General features: G+C 37.9%; 16 protein-coding genes and 1 pseudogene. 5 read left to right on the forward strand and 12 right to left on the reverse strand.

All coding sequences use genetic code 11. The annotated features are described in order from the left end of the window. Window positions 1-9 precede the first annotated feature (9 nt). Together F948_RS03410 and F948_RS03415 are read right to left on the reverse strand one after the other, a co-directional pair. Window positions 10-1,476, reverse strand: coding sequence for a DUF3375 domain-containing protein (locus F948_RS03410; protein ID WP_004913884.1), 1,467 nt, complete (start codon window positions 1,474-1,476; stop codon window positions 10-12). Window positions 1,477-1,620: 144 nt separating this feature from the next. Beyond that, window positions 1,621-2,649: pseudogene (locus tag F948_RS03415) on the reverse strand (IS701 family transposase). Between the two features lie 144 nt (window positions 2,650-2,793). Between F948_RS03415 and F948_RS03420 the strand changes: the two are divergent. Both F948_RS03420 and F948_RS03425 read left to right on the forward strand, forming a co-directional pair. Continuing rightward, window positions 2,794-4,044: an exonuclease SbcCD subunit D gene (locus F948_RS03420; protein WP_004960013.1), complete on the forward strand. Its 1,251-nt coding sequence runs from the start codon at window positions 2,794-2,796 to the stop codon at window positions 4,042-4,044. 9 nt (window positions 4,045-4,053) lie between these two features. After that, complete coding sequence (locus tag F948_RS03425; RefSeq protein ID WP_004960016.1) at window positions 4,054-7,650, forward strand: AAA family ATPase; 3,597 nt, start codon at window positions 4,054-4,056, stop codon at window positions 7,648-7,650. Here the strand turns inward: F948_RS03425 and F948_RS03430 are convergent. Next, window positions 7,647-8,333, reverse strand: a complete 687-nt coding sequence (locus F948_RS03430) for a YggS family pyridoxal phosphate-dependent enzyme (protein WP_004960018.1) — start codon at window positions 8,331-8,333, stop codon at window positions 7,647-7,649. The genes F948_RS03425 and F948_RS03430 overlap by 4 nt on opposite strands. 127 nt (window positions 8,334-8,460) lie before the next feature. Here F948_RS03430 and F948_RS03435 point away from each other — a divergent pair, with 127 nt between their 5' ends. Both F948_RS03435 and F948_RS03440 read left to right on the forward strand, forming a co-directional pair. After that, complete coding sequence (locus F948_RS03435) at window positions 8,461-9,498, forward strand: type IV pilus twitching motility protein PilT (protein WP_004960020.1); 1,038 nt, start codon at window positions 8,461-8,463, stop codon at window positions 9,496-9,498. Between the two features lie 25 nt (window positions 9,499-9,523). Then, entirely contained in the window at window positions 9,524-10,642 is a 1,119-nt protein-coding gene (locus tag F948_RS03440) for a PilT/PilU family type 4a pilus ATPase (protein WP_004913902.1), read from the forward strand. 97 nt (window positions 10,643-10,739) lie between these two features. Here F948_RS03440 and fur read toward each other — a convergent pair whose 3' ends face one another. Next, a complete protein-coding gene (fur, locus tag F948_RS03445; RefSeq protein ID WP_004952725.1) occupies window positions 10,740-11,177 on the reverse strand; it encodes a ferric iron uptake transcriptional regulator in 438 nt (145 codons plus the stop codon). Window positions 11,178-11,288: 111 nt separating this feature from the next. Between fur and F948_RS03450 the strand changes: the two genes are divergently transcribed. Continuing rightward, entirely contained in the window at window positions 11,289-11,687 is a 399-nt protein-coding gene (locus tag F948_RS03450) for an outer membrane protein assembly factor BamE (protein WP_004913908.1), read from the forward strand. A 55-nt stretch (window positions 11,688-11,742) separates the two neighbouring features. Here the strand turns inward: F948_RS03450 and F948_RS03455 are convergent, their stop codons facing one another. From F948_RS03455 to dut, 8 genes are all read right to left on the reverse strand, one after another. Further along, window positions 11,743-12,066, reverse strand: a complete 324-nt coding sequence (locus tag F948_RS03455; protein ID WP_004960024.1) for an RnfH family protein — start codon at window positions 12,064-12,066, stop codon at window positions 11,743-11,745. After that, window positions 12,066-13,145, reverse strand: coding sequence for a hypothetical protein (locus tag F948_RS03460; protein ID WP_004960027.1), 1,080 nt, complete (start codon window positions 13,143-13,145; stop codon window positions 12,066-12,068). Before F948_RS03460 ends, F948_RS03455 begins: the two co-directional genes overlap by 1 nt. 238 nt (window positions 13,146-13,383) lie before the next feature. Further along, window positions 13,384-13,839 (reverse strand): bacteriohemerythrin, encoded by a 456-nt coding sequence (locus F948_RS03465; protein WP_004913914.1) that lies wholly within the window; start codon window positions 13,837-13,839, stop codon window positions 13,384-13,386. A 282-nt stretch (window positions 13,840-14,121) separates the two neighbouring features. Beyond that, entirely contained in the window at window positions 14,122-14,970 is an 849-nt protein-coding gene (locus tag F948_RS03470; RefSeq protein WP_026057434.1) for a class II glutamine amidotransferase, read from the reverse strand. Between the two features lie 101 nt (window positions 14,971-15,071). Beyond that, window positions 15,072-15,848: a GNAT family N-acetyltransferase gene (locus tag F948_RS03475; RefSeq protein WP_004952716.1), complete on the reverse strand. Its 777-nt coding sequence runs from the start codon at window positions 15,846-15,848 to the stop codon at window positions 15,072-15,074. Window positions 15,849-16,048: 200 nt separating this feature from the next. Continuing rightward, on the reverse strand, window positions 16,049-16,948 hold the full coding sequence (argB, locus tag F948_RS03480; RefSeq protein ID WP_004913920.1) for an acetylglutamate kinase: 900 nt from the start codon (window positions 16,946-16,948) through the stop codon (window positions 16,049-16,051). A 12-nt stretch (window positions 16,949-16,960) separates the two neighbouring features. After that, window positions 16,961-18,382 carry a phosphomannomutase/phosphoglucomutase gene (locus F948_RS03485; RefSeq protein WP_004960035.1) on the reverse strand — a complete coding sequence of 474 codons (1,422 nt, stop codon included), beginning with the start codon at window positions 18,380-18,382 and terminating at the stop codon, window positions 16,961-16,963. A 192-nt stretch (window positions 18,383-18,574) separates the two neighbouring features. Continuing rightward, window positions 18,575-19,027: a dUTP diphosphatase gene (dut, locus tag F948_RS03490; RefSeq protein ID WP_004913924.1), complete on the reverse strand. Its 453-nt coding sequence runs from the start codon at window positions 19,025-19,027 to the stop codon at window positions 18,575-18,577. Between the last annotated feature and the right edge of the window lie 5 nt (window positions 19,028-19,032).

Raw genomic sequence — 19,032 nt, forward strand, 5'->3', positions numbered from 1 at the left:
TCTACACTCTTATAATGCCAATTCATCTAAATTTTCAGGGAATAATTCTGCACTTAAATAATAGGTCGGGATACGGGCTTGTAGATTCACGCCATGTTGATCCTGAAATTGAATCTGCTCATTTTGTTCTGTTAATTGCGGCGCTTTAATGGCTTTGGCAATTCGTAAGTATGCCACCAATTCCTCCAGACCTGCCTGTAATGGATGTTCTTGGGTTAAATGTGCAATACTCATAATCCCTTTTTTCAGCAATGTATGGCGTGCTTTCTCAGCAACCTCTCGTACCTGCACACTGTCCAGATAGTGCAGCATTTGATTACTCGGTTCTTTACGATTTTGTTGTTGCTGTACGCCACGTGTATCCATGTGTTCATTCGGACTTTTCAAAGCAAAATTTTCAGGTGAGCTGATCTGAACCGAACCGACTGCCAAATCCACCTGCATTTCGGTTTTTAAATCACACTGCTGTTCCAGTGTTAAATTCACTGCCTGTTTTTCCAGTTGCGATAGCAAACGCTCGATCATACGATTTTCCAGTGCAGCTCCACTTTCAATATATGCCCGCAATCCCTCTTCAGTACGGCGACGCACCTGAAATACCCGACCACTTTCCCGCGCCAGTTCACGCATGAGCTGTCCTAGATATTTCTTTTGTGCTTCACTAAGTTGCTGTGCTACAGGGTGATTGAGAATACTGCGTAGTTGTTCCCGAAACTCAGTGGAACGATCCTGATCCTGTAATAATTGACAGAAACCATCAAAAGCACTGCCAGCATCGCTCTTGGCAAGTAATTGCTCTTTTTGCATCAATGCCAGTAACACTTCACCTCGTGAAGCGTTGCCCTCAATCATATCAATTCTTAACTCTTTATCTAACTGACGAATTTCATCTTCGACTCGCCTAAAATCACCTGTTAAAATAGAAGCCAGTTGATAAATTTCCCGAATCCGTTCTCGTTGCTCCGTTTCATTGAGCTGCGTAACCACCCCTGCATGCAAGTCATCAATTTCTTGTTGAATCTGGGCTTTCTTTTGTTCTAATAAGTTGACACGATCATCAATACTGTCGCTAATGGCAACCACGAAATCCCGTACTGCATCCTGTACAATTCTCAAATGTGATGCAGTAGTACTGCTATGACGCTCGTCCAGATTGCGACAAAAACGCAATACTGTTTCACTGGCATCAGTCTTGCTGAGCATGTCGTCCATTTCACGCAACCAGCCTGCCTTAATCCAGCTATTTAAATAATAGGCTGCATTATTTTCGGTTTGCCACAATCCCTGTTCGCGACTATATTTAATAAATTCATCCAGTAAGCTTCGGGCACGACCATAGGGAACTTCGGTTTCTTCGACAAATAAATCGGCAATAAATGCTAAAATGTGTGGTGCATTTTCTGCTCTTGATAATTTCCAGACTGGACTTTCATGATATAAACGGCGGTAAGTTGCCTGTATCCCCTGAATATTCATATTTTCTCATACATCATGAATATAAAAACTTATCATATCAATAATTCAGTCAACTCTATAGTTGACTGAATAAACTCAACGACTCAAGATGTCGTAGTTATAAAAAATACATTTTTAAGCATCACTTTTAGGACTTACGCACTATTATTTATAGATTCTCTGTGGTAGCAGATGATTTTTATCGAGAATAAAGTCATCAATGAAGTTTTTGATCATTGGTCTAAATAATTTCTTCTGCCAACGATATACATTTTCAAAGATCCGCTCAAACTGGTTCTTTTGTATCTCCACGTAGGCCATCAAGGCTGAAAAAATATGATTCAAAATCAGTTTAGACCGTCTTACTTGAAACTTTTCAATATGACAAACCTGTTTAATCACTCGGTGATATTGTTCTATTTTCCAATGACTTGAATGTAATTCATGAAAACCCTCAAAGGACAATAAATCATCTTCATCTTGATACACAATATAAAACCTCTGCTGTTCTTTTAACTGAGTCTTAAATAATTGTACAAAGCCAAAATCTTTGAGCCAGACTACTTGACCCTGATGGAAATCTGGCAATAAACGCAGTTGAAACCATTGTCCTTTTTCTGGGGAAACCTTACGGTTACAGTCGATACCAAACATAAATCGAATACCATATTTTCTTATGGTTTTTAGATTTCCAGTCGATGAATACCAACTATCACCTGTAATAAATTGAATCTTTGCACCCCAACTGAGTACTTCACTTAACATATCCATAAAGTAATCATTCTTGGTTTTACTTTCAGATTTGTCATAAATTCGGAAATTAATTGGAATATTTTGACCATTTTGATCTGTCGCATACAAGGTAATGAGATTAATACCCTTGACGGATCGGTGGTGTTTGCCTGACCAAAAATAGCTAACTAAGTCCATATGTTGACTATATGGTTTATCTAAAACAGTATCATCAATACTGACTATAAGTTTGTTATTATCAATATGTTGAATTGCTTCTTAATATAGGTCGTGAGGTGTGTAGTCTTCACGCTCTAGAAAGCGATTTACACTATCATGCGAGATATTATAAGTCTCGGCAAGTTGTGTGCAGCTAATAGAGTTCGGTTCTTTCATGAGAAAGCCCATATAAATGGGTAATGTACATGTTGCTGTAGAAGCATGTTTAGTTCGTCTGATCACAGATACTTTATAAACTATTTTAATACTTTTTTGAATTCGTCAATGCGTAAGTCCTAACTTTTATCTTTAACCATTCTTTTGCAAATTGTCATGTACAAATTTATGCTACCTTATTCCCATACAAAAATAGGGATTTTCTATTTCATGACCGTGCGTTTTTTTCATACGTCTGACTGGCATTTGGGGCAATTCTTTTATAATCATTCCCGCCATTATGAACATGAACAATTTCTGACATGGTTACTTGAACAAATCAAACAGAAACAACCGCATGCCTTGCTGATTGCAGGCGATATTTTTGATGTGATCAATCCGAGCTCACAAGCACAAAAACAGCTTTATCAATTCCTTGCTGATGCGCATGATCTTGCACCACAGATGCAAACATTGATGATTGCGGGAAATCATGATTCAGGCTATCGCATTGAACAAGTTGAACCCTTACTTGAAAAGTACAATGCTAAAACAGTCGGAGTAATTCGCTGGAATGAAGATAAAAGCTTAGATTTAGATCGATTAATTTTGCCGATTTATGATGAGCAAAAACAGATTGTCGCATGGTGCATTGCCCTGCCTTTCTTACGTTCAGCCGAAATCACAGGTTTCAATGAAAACACCACAAACAGTCAAAATGCGATTGCTTATTTACATCAACATTTAATCGCAGAAGCAAAACGCCGTAAAACCGATGATCAAGCTTTAATTCTGATGTCACATGCACATATGCAAGGTGGTGAAACTTCAGATTCTGAACGACCAATTATTATTGGTAATGAAGAAGCACTTTCAACCACGCTGTTTGACGATGAGATTGACTATGTGGCTTTAGGTCATCTGCATAAGCCACAGAAAGTTGGGCAAGATCACATCCGTTATAGTGGCTCTCCAATTCCTTTGTCATTTAGTGAAATTAACTATAAACACCAAGTGCTTGAAGTCACGATCGATCCTATTGAAACTGGAAATCAAGTTGAGTTTGAAGCAATTGCCATTCCACGAGCGATTCAATTACACAAAATTAAAGGTGAACTCAATGACGTCATACAGCGACTCAAAAATCTGCCACAGGGTGTCATTGAATGTATAGATCATCGTGAATATGTTGATATTGAATATCACACAGCCACGCCTCCTCAACCGAATCTCAGACAACAATTTGAAGATGCCCTGCCTAAAGATCGTTACCGTTTAGTGCGGATTTCACGACAATATTTATCCAATCAAACCAATGCAGAAATTGAATCAAAAATTAATTTAGAGCCACCAACACCCGAAAAACTGTTTCAACAAATTTGGGAGAAAAAAGGCTATAGCGCTGATGATGAAGTCACCAAAGACTTTTTAAGCTTAGTTGCTGAAGCACAGAAAAAACTTGAAGATGATCAAACAGTTTAAGGATTTGCCATGAAAATTTTATCCATTCGACTAAAAAATCTGGCATCTCTTGCAGGTGAGCATTTTATTGATTTTGAAAGTGAACCTTTAGCACATGCTGGATTGATTGCGATTATAGGAAAAACAGGTGCAGGTAAATCCACGATTTTAGATGCGATGTGCCTTGCCCTATTTAATCAAATCCCACGACTAAAAGGCAGTGATGGCAAACTAATCGATGTAGATGGATCAGAATTGCTGACAAACTCTCCTCTCACTGTATTACGTCGTGGTACTGGACACGGTTTTGCCGAGCTGTGTTTTGTCGCACAGGATCAAAAACATTATTTAGCGCGTTGGGAAATTAAACGTGCACGTGAAAATGCCAGTGGCAAACTGCAAAGTGTACAACGCTCATTGAAATGCCTCACCGATGGCGTGGTTGTCGCAGATAAAACCAAAGCCGTCGAAACTCATATTCAACAAATTACGCAGCTCAGTTTTGAACAATTCACGCGTGCCGTGTTACTGGCACAATCCGAAGTCACCGCCTTTTTAAAAGCACGGGATAATGAACGTGGTGAATTATTGGAATATCTGACCAACTCCAGTATTTTTGCCAAGATTGGACAGTTGGCTTTTGAAAAAACCAAAGAAGTTCGCTTACAACGTGAAAAATTAGAAAGTGTTTTAGGACACATTGAAATTCGCTCTGATGAAGAAATCGCTGAGTTACAACAGCGATTCCAACAGCTACAGCAACACGTGCAACAACTTGAAAATGAAAAAAATCAATTCAGACAACAACAACAGTGGTTTGAACAACGCGATAAAATTAATAAAGACATAGCGTTAAAAAAACAAGACTATGATTTGCAACTTAAAGCCCAAGAAAACATTGCCAAAGATCGGTACTTACTGAGTCAATTAGAGACATTCGCTGAGATACGTCCTATTGTTTTTCAACAACAACAGTTGCAAAAAACATTGCAACAACTCGCGCCACAAATTCACCAAAAGCACAATGAATTTAGCACTTTAACCACTCAATTCGAGCAGCAAAAAACGCTTTATGCACAAGCAGAAACAACACTCAATCAATTTCAAGATTTCGAGCGAAAGCATCAAACTGAACTGACACAAGTTCGCAAGTTTGTGCAAGAACGTGACTATATTGCTGAAGAATATAAGAAAACCAAAATTCGACTGACTCAATTGGAAAGTCAGCAGCAACCACTCATCGAGCAACAACAACAGCTAGAACAAAGCATTCGAAACTTGAGTGCGCAACATACGGCTTGCTTAGAACAATTAAAACACAGTGCTCAATACGCCCCTTTGGATAAAGGCTTAAATGCCCATATTCAACAACTCAAGCAATTTATTCAGCAATATCAAAAAGTAGAACATACATTAGGCTCTATTCAACAAGCACAGACTCAACTTGAGCAAGATCAAAACACATTCAACAATTTAGTTACTCAATTTGGTGTCACCCAACAAATTGAACAGCGTATTGAGCAACAGTCGAAACTAAAAGAAACCCAACAAATTCGCATCAATCAATTGGATGCAATTCAACAAAAACTTCAGCATTATTTTGAATTAAAAAATGAAGTGCTTACGCAGCAAAACAAATTTGAAGCTCTACAAAAGCAAGTTCAACAGCTAGAACAATGCAGCAAAAAAACTGAACAAGATTATCACGCTGCTAAAACTGAACGTGAGAAACTACAACTGGTTTTGCAACAACAACGTCTATTACATGCTGAAAATATTGAACATCTACGTGCAGAACTCAAGCACGGTGAAGCCTGTCTAGTCTGTGGCAGTACTGAACATCCTTATCGTGATAACGAGAGCCAAATCTCTAAAACGTTATATGCCTTACAACAACAACAAGAACAGCAAGCGATTCAACAGGAACAACAGCTTTTCCAACTTTGGCAAAAAGCTCAACAACAATTCACTCAAAGCCATACTGAACACAATCAATTGCAACAGCAGTTGCAGCAATTGCATGACAAATTAAAAACCCACGATCAACTGTTACAGCAACATTTATCACAGTTGAATATTCAACTCGATTTCAATCTCACTGAGCATGACATCACGACTAAGATGCAATCATTGGTTTTAGAAACGTCACAAACTCAACAGCAGCTTGAAAAGGAATTATTACAACTTAATCAAGCCAATAAAGATCAGCATGTGCTTCATCAAAACATTCAAAATACACGTCATCAACTAGAAACCGTAGAGCACTTACAACAACAGATTCAGCATATCGTGGATTGTCTCAATGCAGACGATAAAATGGCTTGGTCTAAACATGACATGTCAATCTCACAACACATATTGCAAGCATTGCAGCAACGTAGCCAACAACTAGAGCATGCAGAATCGCTCATCAAACAGAAAGAACAAATTGATCAGCAGTTAAATGTATTAAAGACCAATTTGACAGGACTCACTACACAACAAACAGAGTGCGCACAACATTTAAAAGACATCGAGATTAAAGGCAAACAAAATACGGATGCTGCTAACCAACTGGTTATAACGATGACAGGTTCAGCTGAAATCAAAGCCAATGAATGGTTACAACAACATGATCAACAACGTCAGCAATTGCAGAGTAAATATCAGCAAGTGAAGCAAAGTTTTGAACAAGCTCGTCAACATTTTGAGCAGCAGAAAAATGTGCTCGAACAACTCAAAGCACAGCAGCAACAAAATCATGATTCTCTTGAACGATGTAAAACTGAAATCACTAATTGGTTAGCCCAGCATCAAAATTTTGCAGAAGATCAACTCAGTGAATTACTTGCGTTTTCATCAACTCAGGAACAGCAGATTCGAAATGCAATACAACAAGCGGACCGTGCTTTGAGTGAAGCAAATTCTGCATTGAAAACTATGCAAGAACAGTTAAATACACTTCTTCAATCTGAACCCAACATTCAGGTTGAACAACTGACTGAATTGATAAATGCCAATCAAGAAATTTTGCAACAGACAACAGATCAACGAGATCAACTTAAACTGCAATTGGAAGTTCATCAGCAAAATTTAGCCAAACAAAAGAAATTTGCTGATCAGATTCAACAGATCCAGCAACAAGAGCACCGCTGGAATAAGATTTCTAGTTTAATTGGTGATTCAAAAGGTAAAGAATTCCGTGATTTAGCCCAACAGTACAATCTCGATATTTTACTTGAATATGCTAATCAACAATTGGCGATGCTGTCTCAGCGCTATACCCTAAAACGTTTGGATAATTCACTCAGTCTTGCGATTATTGATCATGATATGGATGGCGAAACCCGTTCGGTTGCTTCACTGTCTGGTGGGGAATCATTCCTCACTGCCCTTGCCATTTCATTGGCGATTGCCAATATGGCATCAGGTTCGATGAAAATCGAATCGCTGTTTATTGATGAGGGCTTTGGCACCTTGGATGCATCTTCTCTGCATATGGTGATGAATGCGCTGGATCAGTTACAGAGCCAAGGGCGTAAAGTCATTTTAATTTCACACATTCAGGAAATGCATGAACGCATTCCTGTTCAGATTCAGGTACAACCGATGGGATCAGGTTCGAGTCGAATTGAAGTAGTGGGTTAAAGTGAATAATCCCTTGCCCCAAACAATGCAGTCCCAACTCTAACCATGGTTGAACCCGCAGCAATTGCTGCATCCAAATCAGCAGACATACCCATACTCAAAGTATCCCAAACTTGAGGCTGTGCATGTAATGATTTCACTTGATCAAATAAATTTTTAGCATCAGCAAACGCAGCAACATTATTAGGCGCTGGAATCACCATCAAACCACGTAAACGCAAATTTGGTAGTCGGCTGATTTGCTCTACTAATTCAGCGACCTCATTGGGTTCACAACCATCTTTAGAGTCTTGTCCGTCAATATTGACTTGTAAACATATATTTAATGGCTTTTGATTTTCTAAACGTTGGCTAGATAGGCGCTCTGCGATAATTAAGCGATCAACACCATGTACCCAATCAAACTTTTCAGCTAAATGTTTGGTTTTATTACGTTGTACATGACCAATAAAATGCCATTCAATATCTAAATCTTGTAACTCTTCAATTTTTGGCAACGCTTCTTGTAAATAGTTTTCACCAAAACTCCGTTGACCAACCGCATACATTTCGCGCAAGCTTAAACTAGGATGTGTCTTCGATACAGCCAACAATTGCACAGTATTAGGATCGCGTTGTACACGCAGACACGCCTGCTCAATTTGACTTAATACTTGTAAGCGTGATTGTTCTGATTGATTCATTGACACAGTTCTCATTTACGAAATGTTTTTTTGCTTTCACATTCTATAATGTGTTGGTAACACAGAGTGAAAGCCGTATATTATTCTACAAAATAATGAGACATTTTTTGATTGTTTCGGGGAAATTATGGATATTACAGAATTACTCGCGTTTTCAGTAAAAAACGGTGCTTCGGACTTACACCTTTCAGCGGGTATGCCACCAATGATTCGCGTGGATGGTGAAGTTCGCCGTATCAATTTACCAGCATTAGAACATAAAGATGTACACCGTTTAGTGTACGACATTATGAATGACAAACAACGTCGAGATTACGAAGAAGATCTAGAAACGGACTTTTCATTTGAAGTACCAAACATTGCCCGTTTCCGTGTAAACGCATTTAACCAAAACCGTGGTGCAGGTGCTGTATTCCGTACCATTCCATCTAAAGTCTTAACCATGGAAGACTTGGGTTTAGGAACAATTTTCAAAGATATTTGTGACTACCCGCGTGGTATTGTTCTGGTCACTGGTCCAACGGGTTCAGGTAAATCAACGACATTGGCTGCAATGATTGATTATATTAATGAGCATCGCTATGACCATATTTTAACGGTTGAAGACCCAATCGAATTTGTACATCAATCAAAGAAATGTTTGATTAACCAGCGTGAAGTACATCGTGATACACATGGCTTTAACGAAGCACTTCGTTCAGCCCTTCGTGAAGACCCTGATATTATCCTAGTCGGTGAGATGCGTGACTTAGAGACAATTCGTCTTGCTCTAACCGCAGCAGAAACAGGTCACTTAGTATTTGGTACTCTGCATACCACCTCAGCAGCAAAAACCATTGACCGTGTGATCGACGTATTCCCTGCCGAAGAAAAAGATATGGTTCGCGCGATGTTGTCCGAATCATTACAAGCAGTTATTTCACAAACATTGTTGAAAAAGAATGGCGGTGGTCGTGTTGCAGCGCATGAGATCATGATCGGTATTCCTGCGATTCGTAACCTTGTTCGTGAAAACAAAGTTGCACAGATGTACTCTGCGATTCAGACAGGTGCTAACTACGGCATGACCACACTCGATCAAAGTCTTAAAAACTTAGTTTCGAGAGGCATCATTAGCCCTCAAACAGCTCGTACTGTTGCTAAACAACCTGAATCATTCCTATAAAAACTAAAATTAATGGGGAAAGCATATGGATTTTAATGATTTACTCAATCTAATGATTGAACAAAGTGCTTCGGATTTATTTGTTACCGCTGATGTTGAACCTTCAATGAAAATCAACGGTCAGATTGTTCCTGTGGCTAAAGCAAAACTTTCAGGTGAGATTGTAGGTCAGTTATTACACTCAATCATGAGTGATAAACAACGTAAAGAATTCGAAGATACTCGCGAGTGTAACTTCGCAATTATGAACCGTGAGAAAACAGCGCGTTTTCGTGTGAGCGCGTTCCAACAACGTGATATGCCAGGCATGGTATTACGTCGTATCGAAACGGTTATTCCAACAATGGATGAATTAAAACTACCTGCAATCCTCAAAGATTTAGCGATGACCAAACGTGGCATCATTATCTTTGTTGGTGCAACAGGTACAGGTAAATCAACCTCGCTCGCGTCAATGATCGGATATCGTAATCAAAACTCTAAAGGTCATATCATCACCATTGAAGACCCGATCGAGTTTGTACACCAACACGCGGGTTGTATTGTGACTCAACGCGAAGTCGGTATTGATACAGACTCTTTTGAAGTAGCTTTGAAAAATACACTTCGTCAAGCACCCGATGTGATCTTGATTGGTGAGATTCGCTCTCGTGAAACAATGGACTATGCGATTGCTTTCGCAGAAACAGGTCACTTAGTACTTGCTACACTTCACGCGAATAACGCTAACCAAGCATTAGACCGTATTATTCACTTCTTTGAAGCTGACCGTCATGCTCAGCTGCATATGGATTTATCGCTCAATCTAAGAGCAATGGTCGCTCAACAGTTAATTCCAACGCCTGATGGAAATTCACGCCGAGCAGCTATCGAAATTCTAATTAATACACCGTTACTATCAGATTATATCCGTAAAGGTGAAATTCATGAGATTAAAGACCTCATGAAACGCTCGCGCGAATTAGGCATGCAAACATTTGACCAAGCGCTTTATGATTTATATAAAGCTGGTGAAATCACGTATAAAGATGCGCTTAAACATGCAGACTCACCAAACGATTTACGTCTCACCATTAAACTTTCTGAAGAAGGTGCAGATCAATTGTTAAGTGCAAGTCGCAACATTACATTTGACGGTCAATAAGCTTTCTTAAATCATTAAAAAAAGGAAGGTTTTTGTAACCTTCCTTTTTTTATTTGTTTTATTTCAGTGAAAATTTCTATCTTTACTAAAATGACACTTATTTCTTACGATAGGCATCCTTGCATTCTTGATTACTACAGTACCCATATAAATTTAATGAGTGTCCTGTCAAAGTAAAACCATGCTGATCAGCTACAGAATGTTGTTCTTTTTCAATAACATCATTAGTAAATTCAATAACTTTGTTACAGTTTAAACATACTAAGTGATCATGGTGATCTTCTTGCATGATTTCAAAAACTGAATGATTATTTTCAAAATGATGACGTTGAATAATTCCTGCAGCTTCAAATTGTGTTAATACACGGTAAACTGTCGCTAAACCAACATCTTCACCTTGTTCAAGCAAAGTTTTATAAATATCTTCTGCACTTAAATGATGTTGTTTCGAATTTTCTAATAATTCCAAAATCTTAATACGAGGAAGGGTAACTTTAAGTCCAGCTTTGCGTAAGTCTTGGTTGGAAATAGGCATGAAAAAAGGTCTCTTAACAAATCTTAAGTTGGAATAGGCAATAGAGTTTAGATGCAGTATGATCTATCCTTGAATCAAATGCATCATCATTTATCAGGATAGTGTAGCAAAATGCAAAAAATCATGCTGGCGTTATTCGTCACTTCAGTACTTAGCGGTTGTTCAGTCTTTGGTGTTTATAAAGTTGATATTCCACAAGGAACACCGTTAACCAAAGCACAAGCATCTCAAGTACAAGTAGGCATGAGCTTTCAGCAAGTTCGCTTCTTGTTGGGTAGTCCAACGGTTACTGATCCACTGAATCCATTACGTTGGGACTATATTTACAACTATATCCCTGGTACATATGCCAAAAAGGCAAAAATACCTGCAGCACATGGACAACATTTAAAAATTTACTTTGATGCAAATGGTAATGTTGAACGCATTGAAGGTTTAGATACAATTCCAGAGTCACAACCTGGTTTACCAGCATCTAAAGAAGCGATCTTAACAGCGCCGCCACTATAACGGCTTTAGGTTATAAAAATAAACCCCTCATGGATTGATCCTTGAGGGGTTTTATTTATGAACTTGATGGTCTAAATCGATTACCTTTGGCAAAACGCCCAACTGGATTCTTTGCAGCGCGTTTGCGACGAATGTCTTTAGGATTAATTGTTAAAGAACGATAGATTTCAACCCGATCTCCGATCTGGAGCTGACTGTCTGGCTGTATTTTGATACCAAACACGCCCAAATGAAGTTTCTCAGGTAAAGTCACCTGCTCGGCTAATCCGCTAGCAATAATCGCTTGTTCAGCCGTCATTCCTTCTAGGAAATCAACCTCTAAATGAAATTGTTGCTCAGGTGTCGCATAAGCGACCCATACACATGCAGTAGATTTCATTAGATCCATTGTCCAATTACAGCAACAATAGCAATTACAATCGACAGTGGTAGAACTAAACGAACAGCGATACGCCAAAAGTTATAGAATAGCTCATTACTGAAACCCATAGATTTACGCAAATGGCTAATTTTCATAATCCAACCTGCAAAAATTGCATAAATCAAACAAACAATTAATCCCCAAACAATCAATAGAAGATTGAAAATCGAACTTAGCTGAGGTGCAGCCCAAACTGCAATTGCAGCAACGATGATCACCCATTGAATTGCTTGAGCCAGTTGACGTTGAGCAAGTTGTTCTTTTGCAAGTTGAATTAATAAAGCAGCAGATACCAATGCAGCAAATAACCATGCAAAAGCAGGGATTTCAACTTTGAGAGAGAAGAATCCGAACGCTACAACTGCAAGTAATTGAGCTAACCAGATCGGTAATACAACTGAAGTTGCGGCTTCTTGTTGACGAACTGTGGCAAGGCTGTTTTGCCAATACAATCCTAATCCTAATCCACTCGCCACAAGCGCAAGAACAGTTGCATTGCCCCACTCTTTAAATTCAATACCAGTCCAATGCCACGCTTGTAATTGAGTTCCAAATACATTTGCCAACACTAGAGATGCAATTACACCCAAAGTCGTTAAAGCAATTAGGAATTGACGTGGAATAAAAGATAATCCGAGTGCAATCAAGGCAAGCACAGCGAAAATGATCTGATTAGATACGCCAAATTGTTTTTGGACTAAAATATCAGATGCTGAAAATAAAATACTACCAGCAAAAAATGGCACTAATACTACAGCCAACCAACCAACTACACGCCATTTTGGAGATGCATCAGCCTCACGTGTTAGATTTGATAAAGCCTGCAAAGCGGTAACTTTAGAACGTTTTGCTAAAGCAATTTCAAGATAGCCAATCGGTAGTGCCAATAAAATCATCGTTCCCAACCAAAGCAACCAAAAATCAAATTGGCGCTCAATTTGAATACCTAGAGTTGGTGCTAGTGTTGTGATCATGACAAAAGATAAGCAAAACGCCATCACTGGTGCAAACCAGCGTGACAGAGTTGTGTCCTGCATAATGCATTCCTTGAAAAATCTTTGAACTCATTGCGTTTTATGGAGTTTGCAATGAAATATTCAATCTATTTTGCCTTTCTCCTGTCTGAAAATCAAAACAAAAGATGTCGAAATAAAAAGGCAAATCACCATCTCAGATGATTTGCCGCGCACGAATTGTTATTGTTTTTATAAGACTCTCTATTTTCACTCATATTTGCCTTATTGTTTTTATCATCTAGAGAGTCGTTTTTTATTATTATGAGAAAAATCTAGAAAACCAGTTTTTTCCCTTTTTCTTTTCATTTTCCTTAATAATTCCCATCATATTTTCTTTGACAGCACCCACATAATCCGCATCATCATGACGAATATGATTAATTAACCATTTTGACAAAGCCTCATGTAATTCTTTATCAATTTCATGCCCTAATTCAAAACGTTCACGATAAGTTTCTATTTTTTTGATAAATAAATCATGAACTCGTTTATGCGGTACACGATATTTGTAGTTTGCCTCTTCTTGTAAACTTTCTTCAAAAGTAAAATGAGATTGCGTATAGTCAATAATATTGTCCAAAACTTCTTTCATTTTCACTCGATCATGAGAGTGTTTTAAATCAGCTATTTCATTAATATAATCTAGAATACGGCGATGCTGATCATCAATAACATCTATTCCTGTATTATATTCGACAGACCATTTCAAACCCATATCGAACCCCAAACTCAAGCATATTTATTGAATAAGAACATAATATCGGTAAAAAAATTAAATAAAAACACAGCATTTTTGTCAGATTTTTATTTTTTTCAAATAAATAATTTAACTCATTGTTTTACATTTAATTTAATATTTTCACCCATTAAAACACTCAAGTATTTTTTAACCAAAGTATATAAATTAGCTAAAAACCTGATTAAAATTATCGACTTTAAAAGCCTTAAATATTATATAAATAAATTAAATACAACTATTTATTATAAGCATATTATTCTAATATTGATCTGCCTTGGTTATTCTTTTTAAGCTCGGATCATTCGCTTCACGGATTAGACGATCTACGCGAGTCAAAGCATGTTTAATTGGCTTACCTTCTTTAAATAAAACCATTTCCCCAGCTTGATACGCAGTCCATGTTTCATTATGTGTTAATGGTTCAGTAGTAATTACCGCAACACGATCTTCTGGTGTGGTGACTTGACTAAAATCAACCTCTACATCCAAATCAATCAGATGAGCATGTTGGAAAGGATATTCTCGAACTAACCAATGTAACTTTGTCGTGGCATAAGTATATAACGCCTGTCCATTAGACAAACAAAAGTTAAATGTACCGTGTTCAGCGATCTGAGGAGATAAGTGTTCTAATAATGCAAACAAATCATCAAGTGAAGGTTCAACATATCCAAATGTCTCTACCATTTGATCGAGCAAATAACAAAAAGCTCTTTCACTATCCGTATTTCCAACAGGTTCAAAGCGTCCACTTAATCTAGGGGAAAAATCATGCAAATCACCATTGTGGGCAAAAATCCAATGTCTGCCCCACAGCTCTCTTAAAAAAGGATGAGAGTTCTCTAGAGTAATTTTACCTTGGGTGGCTTTGCGAATGTGCGCAATCACATTTCGAGATTTGATTGGATAATTACGAACAAGATCTGCGATAGGTGACTCAACTGCCGACTGATTATCGACGAATAAGCGACAAGCTTTATCTTCAAAAAAAGCAATACCAAAACCATCACAATGGTCTGATGTCACACCTGCTCGTTGGGAAAAACCACGAAAAGAGAAAGTGATATCAGTGGGTGTAGCGCAATTCATTCCTAATAGCTGGCACATATCTTTGAACTATTTAACATCTATGCCTATTGTGCATGAGGTACGGATGTATTGTAAATCTCAATATGTGCTCACTATTCGAAGATGAATGCTAAATCTAGTTAGCGCTGAACCATTTTATTCATGACAAATGAGGTTGCGATCTTATTTACTTCAAGAAAAACAAAGTAATCTAAGCACTTAAATTCCTCATCAAAAAATGCTTCTTTTGACAACTTTGATTGCATGCCTAAATAAGTCTGAAATAATTTCGGCATACGTTCATCTTGCGGAAAACTATAATCAGGACGCTCAGGTTCAAATGCTCGCTTTGAGCGAATGTCGATAGTTTGATGATCCGCAAGCTGTTGAATCTGACGGTGCGTGTAATAAGTACGGGCTAAGTTATCTTCGAGATGAATACTTACGCAACCCATCAAATATTTTGCACGCATCGACCAAAGAATTTTTGGTGCCATGTTTAGCCAAAGCATCGACAAAGCTTTACCAGAGCGGAATTGTGGATGCACGCAAGTACGTCCGATTTCAACAATACTCGGTAAATGTGATAAATGTGGAACGATCTCGAACTCTTGAGCACTATAACTCTGCCCAATCTCATATCCTTGAAATAATTTAAGTCGTGTATAGGCAACAATTTCACCCGACCATTTATCTCTCAATACCGCATGTTCACAACCAAAATCATAAAGATCTTGATCAAGATCATCTTCAAAAGTTAAGCCAAATTGATGTGAAAATTGTTTTGCTCTAAAACGCTGTACGTCTTGTAATTCTTTTAAAGTGTCAACCCATTCAAAGCGATACTGATTTTGAGCTGGTTTTTGACGTAAAGGTAAGGTCAAATTTTGACGATACTGATTTAATTTTTCTAGCATAATGAAAGCTCCTTATGACTAGAATCACCTTAAATCCTATTAATGACATTTTAGTGAATGAAAAATGAAGAGATGATGACGGTCATTTACGCTGACCTTTTTAAAAGAGTCTTTGAGACGGAGAACAAAATTTGAATTGAAGAACTATAAATAAAATCCTCCCTTCACGACTAAAAGGGAGGATAAGAAAGATTTAAAACTTAATGCTTCGCACGATTGGTAATTAAGGTACCTACCCCATGATCAGTAAAAATTTCTAACAAAGTTGCATGCGGTACACGACCATCAACAATATGCGCACTAACCACACCACCTTTTACTGCATCTAGTGCACAACCTACTTTCGGAATCATACCGCCATAGATCACACCTGTTTCAATGAGACGATCAACTTCTTGAGTGGTCAAACCCGTCAATAAGTTTTTATTTTCATCTAAAACGCCAGTGATGTTTGTTAATAAAATTAGCTTCTCCGCACCTAAAGCTTCAGCAACCTTACCTGCGACCAAATCGGCATTAATGTTATAAGTATTACCTTCTTCATCGACACCTAATGGTGCAATCACAGGAATAAAATCACCTTGCGTAAACATTTCTAGAACATCTGTTTTAACGCCAGTGACTTCACCCACCATACCTAAATCAATTTGTGAAACCGAACCATCAGCTTCTTGTTTTTCCATGAGCAGTTTACGCGCACGAAGTAAATTACCATCTTTACCGGTTAAACCAATTGCACGTCCGCCATGTTGATTGATCAAATTCACGATTGATTTGTTTACACTACCGCCTAAAACCATTTCAACAACTTCCATCGTTGCTTGGTCAGTTACACGCATGCCATCAATACGATCAGATTCTTGCCCAAGACGTTTAAGCAAAGAGTCAACTTGTGGACCACCTCCATGTACAACAATTGGATTAAGTCCGACTGTTTTTAATAACACGATGTCACGAGCAAATGAGCTTTCCAACTCAGGATCTGTCATTGCATTGCCACCATATTTAACAACCAACGTTTTACCTGCAAAACGTTGGATATACGGCAAAGCTTCAATTAAAATTTTAGCTTTATCAATGCCGATATGCTCATGTGGCATATGCCTCTCCTTTTAAGCCTGTGCTAGTTCTTGTGCAATTTGTGGATATCGAGTTTGCAACATAGAAACAAATTTATCGCGAATTTCAACTAACCGATCTGGATGATCTGCATCAAAACGAACAGTAAAATACTCGCCTGTATTGGATGCTCGAATAATGCCAAAACCATCATTAAAATCAAGTCTTACACCATCAATTTTACTTAACTGTGCGCCTAAATCCTGACTTAAAGTTTCAATTTCATTTAAAACACTTAATGGATTAATATCATGGGTACTAATATAAGTATCTTCGGTACAGCAACGCTCAGGATATTGTTTTAGCAATGCAGATAAATTTGCTGAACTTGAATGGGTGAGATATTCCATAACACGTAGTGCAGCATATAGACCATCATCATAACCAAAACCACGACCATCATTGAAAACATAATGCCCAGCATATTCACCACCAAATACAGCAGCACCATTTGATTGCGTTAAATAAGTTCGTAAAAAACTACTTCCCGTGCGAATCATTTTGGCTTGCCCACCTAATTGTTGGACTGTATTAGCAACCATTTGTGAGCATTTGACATCAAATACAATTTCTTTTTGGGGATGATTTTCTAAGCACATTTGTGCAAATAAAGAAAGCAAACGATCAGGACTAATAATCGTGGCATTTTCATCTAGCAAAACGACTCGATCGCCATCACCGTCTAACGCAATTCCAATATCTGCTTGATGTTCAATAATAAATTGTTGTAGACGTCTCAAGTGTTCAGCATGCGATGGGTCAGGTGCATGATCAGGAAAATGACCATTTGCGTCACAACGTAATGCAATCACGTCGCAACCAAGCTTTTCCAGTACAACTTTAGCACATCGTCCAGCTGAGCCATGTAAGCCATCCAAAACAACCTTCAATGGTCTCGCAAGTTGAATATCATCGAGCAAAGATTGTTGATATTGTAAACAATAATGAGGAATTACTTGATGAGTAATTGTCTCATCTCGAATTTGATAATCTACTTTAATAGGTATATTTTGAGCAAACAGCCCAACTTCTTGAATCACTTCTGGACTAGGTGGCTCACCTTTTAAAATCCATTTAATTCCATTATCAGACTTCGGATTGTGACTTGCCGTCACCATAATACCGTTACCACCAAAATCACGAGCAATGTAATACATCATTGGTGATGAGCAGCACCCGATATTAATAACTTCAAAACCTTGTTTTTCCAATATATGCTGTAGAATATCAGCATACGTTGGACTAGTTAATCTTGCATCATATCCAATAACAATTTGATGTTGATCATATTTTTTATATTGAAATGCTAATGCATGCGCAATTGAACGAATTATCGTAGGCGTTAGATTAGAAAGCTTTCCACGGATGTCATAGGCACGAAAAATATTCAGAGGAAACGTATGTTTTATATTCACAGCAAGCCCCTATTCTTATAATCATTCGATTATTAAAAAAAACTTAAACTATTAAGAAATTAATTAACCCTTGTTCAGAAAAATTAAAATAATTAATCAGCTGCTTTTTAATATAAATTCAAATAACAATCAATATGAAAAATGCAATGTTTTTCAGTTAAACATTGCATTTAAAATAATAAGGCTTGGGAATTACTGTTGACCAGTATGTCCAAAACCACCTGCTCCGCGCTCTGTAGCAACAAATTCATTCACTTGTTCAAACTCTGCTTGAACTACAGGAACGAGTACATATTGCGCCAAACGCTCGCCTGGCTCTAGGCGGAATGTATTTTTTCCACGGTTCCAAACAGAAACCATCAGTTCGCCTTGGTAGTCTGAATCAATCAAACCGACTAAATTACCTAATACAATACCATGTTTATGCCCAAGACCCGAACGCGGCAAAATTAATCCCGCAAAGTTTGGGTCTTCGATGTAAATTGCCAAGCCTGTTTTAACTAAAACCGTTTCACCCGCAGCAATTTCAATTGCTTCATCTAAACAAGCACGCAAATCTAAGCCAGCTGAACCTGTTGTTGCGTACGATGGCAATGCCCATTCTTGACCTAAACGTGCATCTAATACTTTAACTTGAACTTTCATTACAA

This window comes from Acinetobacter junii CIP 64.5, assembly GCF_000368765.1.
GTDB lineage: Bacteria > Pseudomonadota > Gammaproteobacteria > Pseudomonadales > Moraxellaceae > Acinetobacter > Acinetobacter junii.

What these genes read in the sequence shown, in the direction of transcription:
- dut (WP_004913924.1), bottom strand. Translation starts at nt 19,027, where the DNA reads ATGAAAGTTCAAGTTAAAGTATTAGATGCACGTTTAGGTCAAGAATGG.
- F948_RS03455 (WP_004960024.1), bottom strand. Translation starts at nt 12,066, where the DNA reads ATGAAATCTACTGCATGTGTATGGGTCGCTTATGCGACACCTGAGCAA.
- F948_RS03470 (WP_026057434.1), bottom strand. Translation starts at nt 14,970, where the DNA reads ATGTGCCAGCTATTAGGAATGAATTGCGCTACACCCACTGATATCACT.
- F948_RS03450 (WP_004913908.1), top strand. Translation starts at nt 11,289, where the DNA reads ATGCAAAAAATCATGCTGGCGTTATTCGTCACTTCAGTACTTAGCGGT.
- fur (WP_004952725.1), bottom strand. Translation starts at nt 11,177, where the DNA reads ATGCCTATTTCCAACCAAGACTTACGCAAAGCTGGACTTAAAGTTACC.
- F948_RS03410 (WP_004913884.1), bottom strand. Translation starts at nt 1,476, where the DNA reads ATGAATATTCAGGGGATACAGGCAACTTACCGCCGTTTATATCATGAA.
- F948_RS03430 (WP_004960018.1), bottom strand. Translation starts at nt 8,333, where the DNA reads ATGAATCAATCAGAACAATCACGCTTACAAGTATTAAGTCAAATTGAG.
- F948_RS03465 (WP_004913914.1), bottom strand. Translation starts at nt 13,839, where the DNA reads ATGGGTTTGAAATGGTCTGTCGAATATAATACAGGAATAGATGTTATT.
- F948_RS03460 (WP_004960027.1), bottom strand. Translation starts at nt 13,145, where the DNA reads ATGCAGGACACAACTCTGTCACGCTGGTTTGCACCAGTGATGGCGTTT.
- argB (WP_004913920.1), bottom strand. Translation starts at nt 16,948, where the DNA reads ATGCCACATGAGCATATCGGCATTGATAAAGCTAAAATTTTAATTGAA.
- F948_RS03425 (WP_004960016.1), top strand. Translation starts at nt 4,054, where the DNA reads ATGAAAATTTTATCCATTCGACTAAAAAATCTGGCATCTCTTGCAGGT.
- F948_RS03435 (WP_004960020.1), top strand. Translation starts at nt 8,461, where the DNA reads ATGGATATTACAGAATTACTCGCGTTTTCAGTAAAAAACGGTGCTTCG.
- F948_RS03475 (WP_004952716.1), bottom strand. Translation starts at nt 15,848, where the DNA reads ATGCTAGAAAAATTAAATCAGTATCGTCAAAATTTGACCTTACCTTTA.
- F948_RS03440 (WP_004913902.1), top strand. Translation starts at nt 9,524, where the DNA reads ATGGATTTTAATGATTTACTCAATCTAATGATTGAACAAAGTGCTTCG.
- F948_RS03420 (WP_004960013.1), top strand. Translation starts at nt 2,794, where the DNA reads ATGACCGTGCGTTTTTTTCATACGTCTGACTGGCATTTGGGGCAATTC.